The sequence below is a fragment of the Kocuria tytonicola genome (assembly GCF_003687175.1).
Lineage (GTDB): Bacteria > Actinomycetota > Actinomycetes > Actinomycetales > Micrococcaceae > Kocuria > Kocuria tytonicola.
Genome location: NZ_RDEX01000002.1, coordinates 170,942 through 182,239 on the forward strand (window position 1 = coordinate 170,942; position 11,298 = coordinate 182,239).

Annotated in this window: 9 protein-coding genes; 4 read left to right on the forward strand and 5 right to left on the reverse strand. The window is 74.4% G+C overall.

Going from position 1 to position 11,298, the window contains the following annotated elements; genetic code table 11:
- Positions 1-31 precede the first annotated feature (31 nt).
- Together EAE32_RS12025 and EAE32_RS09020 are read left to right on the forward strand one after the other, a co-directional pair.
- Positions 32-1,993 carry an alpha/beta hydrolase family protein gene (locus EAE32_RS12025; RefSeq protein WP_240625031.1) on the forward strand — a complete coding sequence of 654 codons (1,962 nt, stop codon included), beginning with the start codon at positions 32-34 and terminating at the stop codon, positions 1,991-1,993.
- Between the two features lie 7 nt (positions 1,994-2,000).
- Positions 2,001-3,539, forward strand: a complete 1,539-nt coding sequence (locus EAE32_RS09020) for a lipopolysaccharide biosynthesis protein (RefSeq protein ID WP_121845473.1) — start codon at positions 2,001-2,003, stop codon at positions 3,537-3,539.
- Here the strand turns inward: EAE32_RS09020 and EAE32_RS09025 are convergent.
- The 4 genes from EAE32_RS09025 to EAE32_RS09040 all read right to left on the reverse strand — a co-directional run bounded on the left by EAE32_RS09025 (position 3,512) and on the right by EAE32_RS09040 (position 7,949).
- On the reverse strand, positions 3,512-4,597 hold the full coding sequence (locus EAE32_RS09025; RefSeq protein WP_121845489.1) for a glycosyltransferase: 1,086 nt from the start codon (positions 4,595-4,597) through the stop codon (positions 3,512-3,514). The two genes, EAE32_RS09020 and EAE32_RS09025, sit on opposite strands and share 28 nt — an antisense overlap.
- Before the next feature lie 130 nt (positions 4,598-4,727).
- Entirely contained in the window at positions 4,728-6,086 is a 1,359-nt protein-coding gene (locus EAE32_RS09030) for a hypothetical protein (RefSeq protein ID WP_240625032.1), read from the reverse strand.
- The gene (locus EAE32_RS09035; protein WP_121845474.1) at positions 6,083-7,270 is read right to left on the reverse strand and encodes a glycosyltransferase; all 1,188 of its coding nucleotides are present in this window, start codon (positions 7,268-7,270) and stop codon (positions 6,083-6,085) included. Before EAE32_RS09035 ends, EAE32_RS09030 begins: the two co-directional genes overlap by 4 nt.
- Positions 7,260-7,949: a YveK family protein gene (locus tag EAE32_RS09040; RefSeq protein ID WP_121845475.1), complete on the reverse strand. Its 690-nt coding sequence runs from the start codon at positions 7,947-7,949 to the stop codon at positions 7,260-7,262. The genes EAE32_RS09035 and EAE32_RS09040 overlap by 11 nt, the downstream gene beginning before the upstream one ends.
- A gap of 245 nt (positions 7,950-8,194) precedes the next feature.
- On the opposite strand from EAE32_RS09040, the gene EAE32_RS09045 reads away from it, so the two are divergent.
- Entirely contained in the window at positions 8,195-9,232 is a 1,038-nt protein-coding gene (locus EAE32_RS09045) for a glycosyltransferase family 2 protein (RefSeq protein ID WP_121845476.1), read from the forward strand.
- A gap of 253 nt (positions 9,233-9,485) precedes the next feature.
- Complete coding sequence (locus EAE32_RS09050) at positions 9,486-10,334, forward strand: sirohydrochlorin chelatase (protein WP_121845477.1); 849 nt, start codon at positions 9,486-9,488, stop codon at positions 10,332-10,334.
- Here the strand turns inward: EAE32_RS09050 and EAE32_RS09055 are convergent.
- The gene (locus tag EAE32_RS09055; protein WP_121864936.1) at positions 10,307-11,248 is read right to left on the reverse strand and encodes a uroporphyrinogen-III synthase; all 942 of its coding nucleotides are present in this window, start codon (positions 11,246-11,248) and stop codon (positions 10,307-10,309) included. The two genes, EAE32_RS09050 and EAE32_RS09055, sit on opposite strands and share 28 nt — an antisense overlap.
- Between the last annotated feature and the right edge of the window lie 50 nt (positions 11,249-11,298).

Consider the following 11,298-nt stretch of genomic DNA (forward strand, 5'->3'; position numbering starts at 1 on the left):
AACTACTGGGGAGAGGACAGGGGAGAACACCATGAACACCATCGGGACGCCCCCGGCGCGGACGGAGCGCGGGGCGAGCGCCGCACCGGCGGGCACCGCGGGCGCGGGCATGTGGACGGGCACGGGGAGCAGCGCCACCTTCACGTGGCTGCACACGCCGGAGAACGGGCGGGCGCGGGGGCTCGTGGTGCTGGCACCGCCCGCGGGGCGCGAGCACGTCCAGGGCTACCGGGCCCTGCGGCAGCTGGCCATGCTCCTCACGGGCGCGGGCTACTGCGTGGCACGGGTCAGCTACCGGGGCGTGGGCGACTCGCACGCGCTGCGCCCGGGGGACGACCTGCTCCAGGAGTGGCTGCGGAACGTGCTGGACGCCGCCCAGCAAGCACGGGAGGTCTGCGGCATCGAGGAGTTGCCCGTCTACGGCATCGGCTACCGGGTGGGCGCCGGTCTGCTGAGCATGCTCTCGGAGCACTTCGACCACGTGATCGCGTGGGAACCGGTGAGCGGAAAGGCCTTCGCCAACCAGTGGTCGCGCCTGCGCCGCGCGACCCTGCCGGAGATCCCCACCGGGGACGGGGTGGATCTCATGGGGCTGTGGCTCACCGACGCGCAGGCCGAGCAGCTCGCGCGCATCCCGGACCCGCGACGGCTGGCCCAGCTGCCCCCCGGGGTGGAGGTGTACCGGGAGGCGGACCAGCCGCGTGCCAAGGTCATGTACGGCGTGGAGTCCTTGGACGTCCGGGTGCACTACGACGTCCTGGAGGACCTGCTGCGGAGGCTGCCCCGTCCGGGACTGGTGCCCTTCACGGGTGCGGGCAGGGGCCCCGCGCGCAACGAGTTCCTCGCGGGGGACGGGGTGCTGTGCGCGGAGGAGGTCGTGGCCGTGGACCCCGCGGGCTACCCGGGCATCCTCACGGGCCCCGTGGCGGGACAGGTCCCCGACCGGACCGGTGGCCGGGGGCCCGCGGCGTCGCCGGGTGCCGCGGGTCGCAGGGGTGCCGAGTCGAGCCCCGAGGTCACGGCGGCGGCCACGGCGGACGCCACCGCACAGGCTGCTGGCGGGGCCATCGCCCCGTGGCCGGGCAAACCCGTCACGTTCTTCGCTCCCGGGGCGTCCGAGCCCCGGGACGGCTCCGGGCTGTGGCCCGAGACCGCGCGCCGGCTCGCGGGCCGCGGCGTGGTCAGTCTCCGCGCGGACCGCGACGGCGCCGGGGACCGGGCCCTGCTGTGGTCCGACCGGGACCCGAACCCCTACCGCTACCTCAACGCCCAGGCGCTGCGCGAGCAGGCCCGCTGGCTCGGGGAGCGCTTCCGCACGGACGTGGTGGCCACGGTGCTGTGCTCCGGCGCGTGGGCCACGCTGCGGGCCACGCGCGAGCCCGCGGGGCTGCCCGCCCAGGCCCTGATCCTCATCAACCAGAACGAGTGGCGGATGCACCAGGGCTTCTTCGACGGGCTGCGCCCGAGCTACGACGGTGACGCCAAGCTGCGCGCGAAGAGCACCTCGGCCGCAGCCGACGCCGCACCGTCGGGTGGTCGGGCGGCGGCACCGGCGCACGGGGGCGCCGGGAGCGTGCACGGGGCCTGCCGCTCCCGGTGCGCGGACGCCGCCCGCGGTGTCCTGTCCGACGCCGGCACATGGGCCACGGCCCGACTGGCCGAGGGCAAGCAGGTCGCCTCGCACGCGCTGCGCCACCGCACCCCGGAGCCCGTGTGGAACCTCATGGCCCGCAACCCGTCCGCGTCCATCCCGGACCACGTGCTGGAGCGTGCCAGCCACGGCCGCCGCGTGGTGCTCCTGGTGGGCCCGCAGGACGAGGAGCGCTACCGGGAGACCACCGCAGACCGCGCCGTGTCCCGGTTGCAGCGCCGCGGACGGCAGATCGCGGAGCGCTACGTCCCCGCCGTGGACCACTCCGTCCTCTCGCGCACCGCGCGCAACCAGATCGCCCGCCAGCTCGACGAGCTGTTCGACCAGTGGAAGGCTCAGTAGCCCCGTCATGACAGACACGCCCGCCGTGCGCACACCCCCGCCCGAGACCGAGGCCTCCCGTGTGGGGACCAACATCCTGTGGAACTACGTCTCCGGGTTCACGAGCGTCTTCGGACTGCTCCTGCTCTACCCCTTCGCCATCGCGATCGTGGGGGCGGAGTCCTACGGGCTGTGGGTGATTGCGTTCAGCGCCATCCAGCTGCTCACCATGTCCGACTTCGGGCTCGGCACGGGCATCGTGCGCACCCTCACGGACATCCCGGACGACGCCGCCCACGCCCGGCGGCGCCAGAGTTTCGTGGCCGTGGCCATCGGCGTCTTCCTGGTGCTCGCGGTGGTGCTCACGGGCCTGTACTTCGTGTTCTTCCCGCTCTACCTCACCACGGTGGACGTGCCCGAGCGGGACCAGCACGCCGTGGTTCCCCTGCTGCTCGCCGCGGGGTTCACGCTGTTCTTCTCGGTGCTCGGGCGCGCGTGCAACTCCGTGCTGTGGGCCCTCAACCGCCCGGACGTGGAGCGCAAGGCGGCCGTGGTGGCCATCCTGGGACGTGCCGCCGGGTACGCCCTGCTCATCCCGTTCCAGGGCGGACTGATCGCCCTGGTGCTCGTGGAGTGCGTCTCCCTGCTGCTGCCGCCCGCGGTGTGCCTGTGGGCGGTGCACCGCCGCTTCGGGCTGGCGCGCCCGCTGCCCGGTGCCTGGCGTGAGCAGGGCAGGCCCCTGCTGCGGATGTCCTCCGTGCTGTCCATCGGCTCGCTGTCCCTCCTGGGGGTGTACCAGCTGCCGCTGTTCATCGTGGGGCCCACCCTGGGGCTGCATGCCGCCACCGCCTTCGGGGCGCTGATCCGCGTGTTCCAGAGTGCCCGTCTGGTGATCAGCTGGATCGCCATGCCGTTCGCCTACCCCATCAAGAAGTCGCAGGGCGGCGAGGCGGCGGAGCACATCCGCGTGGCCATGACGGTGTCCCTGCTGGTGGGGCTCATGATCAGCATCCCGCTGCTCGCGATCCCCACGGAACTGCTGAGCGTGTGGCTCGGCCCCGCCATGGCCTTCGCGGCCCCCGCCCTGGCCATGGTGGTCCTCGGTGTGCTGGGGGAGTCCCTCGGGCAGGTGCCGAACCTGGTGATGACGCTGCGCGGCAGTCCCCTCGTGGCCTCGCTGATCAGCCTGGGGATTCTCGTGGTCACCCTGCCCGCCGTGTGGTTCGCCGCGCAGACCGGGAACCTGGAGGTGGTGATGGCGGCGTCCACTGCGCCGCTGCTGCTGGCCGTCCCCGTTCAGCTCGTGTTCAGCGAGCGTGCGGAGTCCAGCCGTGCCGGAGCGGCGGATCTGCGGACCTGGGTCCTCATGCTGCTCGCCGCAGCCGCCGGTGCAGTGGTGTTCGTCCTGGCGGGCCGGGTCCTGCCCGACGTCCTGACCATCGGGGTGTGCGGCGCGGCACTCGGGGCGGTGTTCCTGGCGGCGTTCCGCCGGATCCGGCGCCGCGACCGGGAGTTGAACAGCGCCCGGTCGGCGGACGCTCAGGACGCCGTGGTGAGCTCCTCGTAGAGCTCGCGGTAGCGGCGCGCGGTCACCCGGGCGTCGAAGTCCGCACGGGCGCGCTCCCAGCTGCGGTGCCGCAGGCCCTCTCGCAGCGTCGGGGTGAGGTCCAGGAACCGGGTCAGTGCGGCGCCCAGGGCCTCTGGGTCGCGGGGCGGGACCAGCGTGAAGGGCTCCACGGACAGCACCCGGGTGTCCCCGGTGTCCGTGGTGATCACGGGAACGCCCTCGCTCAGCGCCTCGATGCCGGCCATGGGCAGGGCCTCCTCGCTGCTGGAGAACACCATGGCGTGGGATGCCCGGATGAGGGAGCGGACGTCCGAGACGGACCCCAGCAGCTCCACGGCGTCGGTCAGGCCAAGCCGTGCCAGCTCGTCCGTGAGCACGCGGTTGTGCGGATCCACCCCGTGGCCGGCGCACACCAGGCGCGCCAGGGGGTGCCGCTCCCGGGTCTGGGCGAACGCCCGGAACAGGGTGGGGTGGTCCTTGGCGGGCACGCGGCGCCCCAGATGCAGCAGGACGGGGTCCCCGGGGGGCTCGGGAGCGGGGGCCGCTGCAGTGGTGGTGCCGTTGGGAACCACCAGGATCCGCTCCCCGGGGAAGCGGTATCCGAAGTCCACCGCGAAGTCCCGTGCGGTGGGGGAGCAGGCCACCACCGCGTCCAGGCGGGAGGAGAAGACGGCGGCGAGCCGCCAGACCACGCCCGCCACGCGGCTCGACGCCAGGTTCAGGCTCGAGTGCAGGGTGGTGACCTTCGCGGCGCCGTGCGGGGTCAGTTCGTTGACGAGGTCCGACTGCTGGAGGTGGGAGTGCACCACGTCGATCCGGTGCTCCCGCACGAGCCGGCGCACGGCACGGGCGGCCCTCACCGGAAGCAGGTCCCTGCGGGTCATGTGCGCGTACGTTGTGCTCGTGGCCGCGGCCTCGAGCCGCGGGGAGAGGGCTCCCGGGCCGAGCAGCACGAGCAGGTGCGCCTCGTCTTCGGGCCGCCGGGTGAGCAGCAGCTGCTCGATGAGCGTCTGGGCGCCGCCGGTCTCGGCGTCGTTGACGATGTGGAGGACGCGCACGGTGCGGGCCTTTCTGCGGAGGTGGACGGTGCATGGTGTGGCGATGCCGGCGCCCGCGGGCACGACAGCCCTGTCCCTCGTGGGCGCAGCCCTCGTTGGCAGGAGCCGCGTGGCGTGGCGCCGGAGTGGATCAGGTGCCCGGCCCGGCGGCGTCGTCCGCACCGGCGCCCGCGCTGCCGGCAGCCGCGGGGCGGGAGAGCTCCAGCCCCAGGCACACCCCGGCGATGCCCCACACCCAGAACGCGGAGTCATAGCTCGTGGTGGCCCCGGCAACGACGAGCCACACCACCAGCGTGCACCCGCCGAGCCACAGGGGGTTGCGCCCGCCGGAGCGCACGCACAGCACCGCCATGACCAGGACCAGGGCGAGCCCGAAGACCATGCCGCTCTCCAGCAGGACGCGGCCGATCACGGAGTAGATGTCCGGCAGCGGGTTGTAGTGCTGCAGGTCCCCCAGGGGCATGCGCCCGCTGAGGAACAGCTCGTTGGACCGGCCCCGCCCCACGCCCCACAGGAACGTGGTGGGATCCGAGACCAGGTGGCGCACCGAGGCCGTGATCGAGGAGCCGCGGTCCGCCCAGGACCAGTTGAAGGACTCCTTGCGGTCCCGCAGGACGTCCAGCCCCACGTAGGCCGCTCCGGCGAGCCCCAGGGGCACCAGCAGCACCGCGGCCCAGGCCCGGCGCACGGCGTAGGGGGCGATCGCGGCGATCAGCACCACGCCGAGCACAACCACCGCGGCTCCCGAGCCGGAGACCGCCACGGCCCAGAGCACGAGGGCCATGGCCAGGACGTCCCGCGGGGTCATGCGGCGGCCGTGGTGGCGCAGCACGACCACCAGGGCCATGGCCATCAGGGACAGCGAGCCCACCATGAAGGAGGTCTCGGGGAAGAGCCCGAAGGGCCGCCGCACGTAGGTCAGGAAGGTCTCGCTGAAGTCGGAGACGTTCGCGTAGCCGGGGATGGTGTAGAGGCCCTCGAAGGGGATCACGCCCACCACGTCGAAGAACACGTACTTCTGCACGAGGGTGTAGGCCGCGCTGAGCAGCATGGTCCAGCTCAGCCACGAGATGGCGCGCGGCCCGAGGAAGAGGATGGCGGCGGCCGCGCCGGCCAGGGGCAGCGTGAACACGAGCCACGTGATGGATCCCGCGACCTGCACGGGGACGGGGCTCAGGAACATCCGCACGGCCGAGGCCGCGAAGGGGACGACTCCCACGAGCAGCGCGGTCCACATCACCGGCATGTGCCGGGCGCAGCGCAGGATCAGCAGGACGCAGACCACGCTGGACAGCGGCAGGTTGGTGTTGGAGCCCAGTGGCACGGCCGCGTAGGGCAGGGCCGAGAGCACGATCAGCGCACCGGACAGTGCGCGGTCCAGGGCCGTTCCCGGGGTGACGAGCGCCGCGCCGCGGGAACGGGTGGACGCGCGGCGGGGGCCGGTGCCGCTCCGGCCGGCCAGCAGGCCCGGCTGCGCCACGGTGCTCACGCCCGCTCCGTCCCGAGCACGGCGGCCACGGAGGGCCCCCAGTCCGCGTGCACGTCGGCGCCCGGGGTGGCGCCCCCCGGCGCGGACGGGGGCGCGCCGCGGGTGCGGACGGCGTCGTCGAACGCGTCCCGCAGGGCGGCGCCGAACGCCGCGGCGTCGTGGACGTCCGCGGCGCGGAAGCCGGCGTAGTCCCCGGCCTGGGCGCGCAGGGAGGCGAGGTCCGAGGCCACCACGGGGGTGCCCGCCCCCACGGCCTTGGCCAGGACGCCGGAGTGGGCGTCGAAGTGGGTGTAGGGCAGCACGATCACCGCGGCGTCCTTCACGTAGCCCGCGAACTCGTCCCGGGAGAGGAAGCGGTCCACCACGTCCACGGACGGGTGGCGGCGGGCGAGCGCGGCGAGCTCCGCCGCCAGCTCGGGGCTCTCCGCCTTGCCGCGCACGAGCAGGGGCACACCGGCCTCGCCCGCGGCCACCACGGCAAGCTCGATGCCCTTGTTGGCGCGCACCTCGCCGATGCAGAGCGCATAGGGCCCGGTCGCTGCGGCGGCCGGCGCGGCGGGGGCCCCCGGGTCCAGGCGGGAAGACACGGGCAGGTCCACCGCGGTGACGGGCCGGGTGGTGTAGCCGCGGATGATCTCCGCCTGCTCGCGGCCGTGGGTGACCACCCGGTCCGCGCGGCGGGCGCAGGCCCGGTCCAGCCAGAGCAGGACGCGCTCCCGGAGCCCCGCGGAGCCCAGGTCGAAGTGCGGCTGCGCGTTGTGCACGAACACCGCGGTGCGCTGCGCGCGGCGCGCCCGCAGCACGGCGGGGAGGGGGTACTTGGTGGAGTCCAGGGCGAGCACGGCGTCGTGGCTCGCGCGGGCGGCCACCGCGCGCACGGCCAGGTGCTCGCGCACGAGGTCCAGCACCTGCAGACCGGCCCGCAGCGCCCTGCCGGGGGCGGAGCGCGGCACCCGGGTGCGCCGGGGCGGCACGGTCTCCACCACGCGCACCGGGTGCTCCGCCGCCCAGCCGAGGTACTCGCGGGCCCCGGGGCGCGAGACGAGCGAGACCGCGGCGACGTCCGGGCTCGCGTCGAGGGCGAGCGCGAGGTCCGCGGCATGCTCCAGCTGCCCGCCGTACTCCGTGGGGCACACGACCACGATGTCCCGGGGGCACCCCGGCAGGCCGGACTCAGAGCTCATCGTCGGCGACGTGCTCGTGGGCCCGGGTGGTGGCCGCGTCCGCGCGGTGGGACGTCCGGCGCTCGGCGGCGGGGCGCCCGCGCCACAGCACCAGCAGCAGCCCCACGACCAGACCCACGAGCGCTCCGAGCGCGGTGTTGACCGCCGCGGAGGGCCCGGCGGCCTTCTCCGGAACGGCGGCCCGCTGGACCACGTTGAGCTTGACGTTCGCCGGCTGCAGCCCGTCCTGGGACTGCGGGACGGTCTCCAGTCCCCGGCTCACGCTCACGAGGCTCTCGGCGGTGGCCTGCGCCAGGTTCGCGGCCTGCTGCGCCGAGTCCCCCGTGGCGGTGATGGTGATCATCGCGGTGTTCGGTTCGTTCGTGACCACCACGTTCTTGGCGGCGAGCTCCTCGGGCGTGTCCTCCAGGTGCAGGCGGTCCACCACGGGCTGCAGCACGGAGTTGGTGGTGGCCACCTTGGCGTAGGACCCGGCGCGGGCGACGGCGAACTGCTCGCCCATCTGCAGATCCGTCACCGAGCGCGGGTTGGCCACGTTCACGAACACCTGCGACTGGGACTCGTAGGACTTCGGGACCACGAGGGTCGAGGCGATTCCGGCGAGCGCACCCACCACGGTGGCGAGCAGGACCAGCAGCCACAGCTGCTTCAAGCATCGGACGTACTGACTCAAGTTCATGTTTCTCCCCCTCGGCCCCGGTGCACGGCGCGGCGCGCTCGGGTGCACACAGGGGTCCCCAGATCCCCATCGTGGTTGCACCAGAACTCTAGCCAGCTTCCCGGGCCGGGACCGCCGGAAATGGTGTGTTCGGGACAAACGTGCCCCCTTGTGTGGACGGATTCGGGCGGGTGGGGCCGCCCGGTTTTCCTAGACTTGTGCGGGTCGCGGAGCACCGCGGCCAGGGGCCGAGCACGGGGGGCAGCATGACACCGGACACCACCACGGCAGGCACGGCGGACGCACCGCTCGTGAGCGTGGTCATCGCCGTCTACAACGGCCAGGAGCTCGTGGGGCAGGCGATCAGCAGCGTGCTGCGCCAGACCCACCCGCGGGTGGAGGTGTTGGTGGTGGACGACGGCTCCACCGACCACACGGCCGAGGTGCTCGCGGGCTACACCACCGTGGAGCGCCCGGGGCGCACGGTGCAGGTCCTCACGCAGGAGAACGCGGGCTGCGGTGCCGCCCGCAACCGGGCCCTGGGGCTGGTCTCCGGGGACTTCATCACGTTCCTGGACGCGGACGACGAGCTGCTGCCGCACCACCTGGAGACCCTGCTGGCCCGCTACGAGCAGCTGCAGGAGCACCCCGGGCGCGAGCGCACGGTGGTCTACGCCAACGGCTGGCTGTGCACCCCCTCCGGGATCAACCCCGAGCGAGTGCAGTACCGCGAGCGCATGCCGGGCCCGGAGGAGCAGCGCAGCGTGATCCTGGAGTACAACATCGGCAGCCTGTACGGGCTGTTCCCCCGCAGCTTCTTCGAGGAGGTGGGGGCCTTCGACCCCGAACAGGTGTTCGTGGAGGACTGGGAGCTGTGGCTGCGCGCCATCTACTCGGGCTGGCGCTTCGACCGCGTGGACCGGGTCACCTCCATCCTGGCGTGGTCCGGCGGGTCCATGCAGTCCCAGCGGGACCGGATGGCCGCGGGGGAGGAGATGGCGCTGCGCAAGACGCTGGTGCGCTTCGAGAAGGAGCTGAGCCCCGGGGAGCGGGACAAGCTGCTGCGGCGGCTGCGCGAGGGATCCCCGCTCGCGGCGGCGTCGGACGCGGAGCAGGCCATGCGGGACGGACGCACCCAGGACGCCCGGCGCCTGCTCGAGACGGCCGCGGCCATGATGCCGAGCCAGCGGCGGGTCGCGCTCAAGGCGCGGATCGCCCGGCTGCCGGGCGGCATGCGGTGGCTCGTGTCCCGGCAGCGCGCGGTGGACGCCAGCGTGGGGTACACGGACGCCATGCGTCGCTGACGCCGCCCGGTACGGGCACGGGGCCGCGCGCGGCGACGACGCCGCCGGGCCACCACCTTGTCCCGGCACGTTCCCCGCGCACACCGGCACGCACGTCCACCGGCACGGACCTCCACCGGCGCGTCCGGCTCTTCCGCGCTCCCCCACGTGGCGTACCCGAGCGCGCGCGTCCCGTCCGCCACCCACTCCGCCACGTCCTGCGCACTGGCGTACCCGAGCGCGCGCGTGCGTCCCCGCCGCCGGAGCCGCCACAATGGGATGCGTGAACAGTCCCGCCACGCCTCCGCCCGTCCTGCTCGCGTGCGCCCACGGCACGCGTGATCCGCGCGGCCAGCACGCCGTGGCCGCCCTCGTGGCCGCCGTGCGCGACCGGCTGCCCGGGACCCGGGTGGTGGACACGTGGGTGGACGTCCAGGAGCCGGACCTCGAGGCCCGCACCGCCGAGGTCGCGGAGCACGAGGCCGTGGTGGTGCCGCTGCTGCTGTCCGCGGGGTACCACGTGTTCGTGGACATGACGCGCGCGGTGGCAGGCTCCCCGCGGCACCGGGTGGCCGCGGCCCTCGGCCCGGACCCGCGCCTGGCCGCCGTGCTGGCCCGCCGGCTCGCCGAGGCCCTGGACGCCGCCGGTGCGCCACCGCTCACCGCGCGGGACCGCGTGGTCATGGTGGCCGCCGGGTCCTCCGATCCCCGGGCGGGGCAGGACTGCGAACGGATGGCGCAGCTGCTCTCCGCCGAGCTGGAGCGCCCTGTCAGCGCCGCGTACCTCTCCGCGGCCGCACCGTCCCTGCCGGACGCGCTCGCCGCTGCCCGCGCCGAGATTGCGCGCCGTGGCGCCGCCTCCGCCCCGGCTTCCCGGACACGGACGGACACCCCCTCCGCACCTCTCGGCGCGGTCCCCGGCTCCGGGGATCGCCCGGACGACGCCGCCGGGCGCGTCCTGCTCGCCCCGTACCTGCTGGCGCCGGGCTACTTCCACGGCCGGGTGCTCGCCGCGGCCGCCGACGTCGCCGCGCAGCCGCTGCTCGTGGCTGACGGGGAGGTCCCGCCGGAGCTCGTGGACCTCGTGGTGGAGCACTACCGGGAGGCCGCTGCCTCCGCGTGATCGCACACGGCGCGGACCATGGCCCCGAGCCGGAACCGTTGCGGGACCACGGCACCGTCGATCCCGGCCTCCTCCAGCGGCTGCACGCACACCGGGCCGATGGCCACCGGGGCGCACCGCCCCTCCCGCAGCGCGGCGACCAGCGGGTCGTGGGCACCCAGGGAGCGGGCGGCGTCGAACAGGGCGTCCACCGCGGGAGCGGCCGTGAACGTCACGTAGTCCACGCGGCCCGCCACGATGCCGTGCACGAGGTCCGCGAGCCGGGAACCCTCGTCCGCGGACTCCCACCGGTACGGCGCCACCACCCGAACGTCCAGGCCCGCGGCGCGCAGCCGTTCGAGCTGCTCCTCGTCCGTGGTGCCGTGCACCTGCACGGTCACCGGGCCCACCACCTCCGGGCCCACCACGTGAGGGGCCGCCGCTCCGGGACCCGCCCCCGAGATCGCAGTGGCGGACGTGGCGGTGGCTGCCGCAGTGCCGGTCTGGCCGGGGGAGAGCTCCGCAGCCAGCAGCCGGTCCACGAGCTCGGAGGTGCGGCCGGAGGCCCCGGTGTACGCGCACGGGATCTCCAGGGCCTGCAGCTGCCCCTTGGCCTTGGCGCCTCGGGCGAGCACGGTGCTCGCGCGCAGCGCGGCCAGCAGGTCCTCCCGCAGACCGTGCTCCTGGGCCACCGCGAGCCAGCGCTTCACGCCGTAGCCCGTGGTGACCAGCACGGTGCCCGGCGCGGACGCGATGGTGTCCCGGGCGGCGGCCAGGACGTCGTCGTCCTCGTCAGCCGGTGCCAGTTTCAGGGCGGGGGCGTACACCACCCGCGCCCCGTGGCGCTCGAACGCTCCACCCTGCTCCTGGGCGCGGCGGTGGGCGGTCACGGCCACTGTGGTGCCGGACAGGACGGGGTTAAGAGGTGCGCTCATGGCTCCAGGGTAGGAGCCGTCACCAACCGGCGGCCCCGCGGCCCGCACGC

Bases quoted from the DNA above. Each gene is read 5' to 3' on its own strand.
- EAE32_RS12025 (WP_240625031.1), top strand. From the start codon at position 32: ATGAACACCATCGGGACGCCCCCGGCGCGGACGGAGCGCGGGGCGAGC.
- EAE32_RS09020 (WP_121845473.1), top strand. From the start codon at position 2,001: ATGACAGACACGCCCGCCGTGCGCACACCCCCGCCCGAGACCGAGGCC.
- EAE32_RS09035 (WP_121845474.1), bottom strand. From the start codon at position 7,270: ATGAGCTCTGAGTCCGGCCTGCCGGGGTGCCCCCGGGACATCGTGGTC.
- EAE32_RS09040 (WP_121845475.1), bottom strand. From the start codon at position 7,949: ATGAACTTGAGTCAGTACGTCCGATGCTTGAAGCAGCTGTGGCTGCTG.
- EAE32_RS09045 (WP_121845476.1), top strand. From the start codon at position 8,195: ATGACACCGGACACCACCACGGCAGGCACGGCGGACGCACCGCTCGTG.
- EAE32_RS09050 (WP_121845477.1), top strand. From the start codon at position 9,486: ATGGGATGCGTGAACAGTCCCGCCACGCCTCCGCCCGTCCTGCTCGCG.
- EAE32_RS09055 (WP_121864936.1), bottom strand. From the start codon at position 11,248: ATGAGCGCACCTCTTAACCCCGTCCTGTCCGGCACCACAGTGGCCGTG.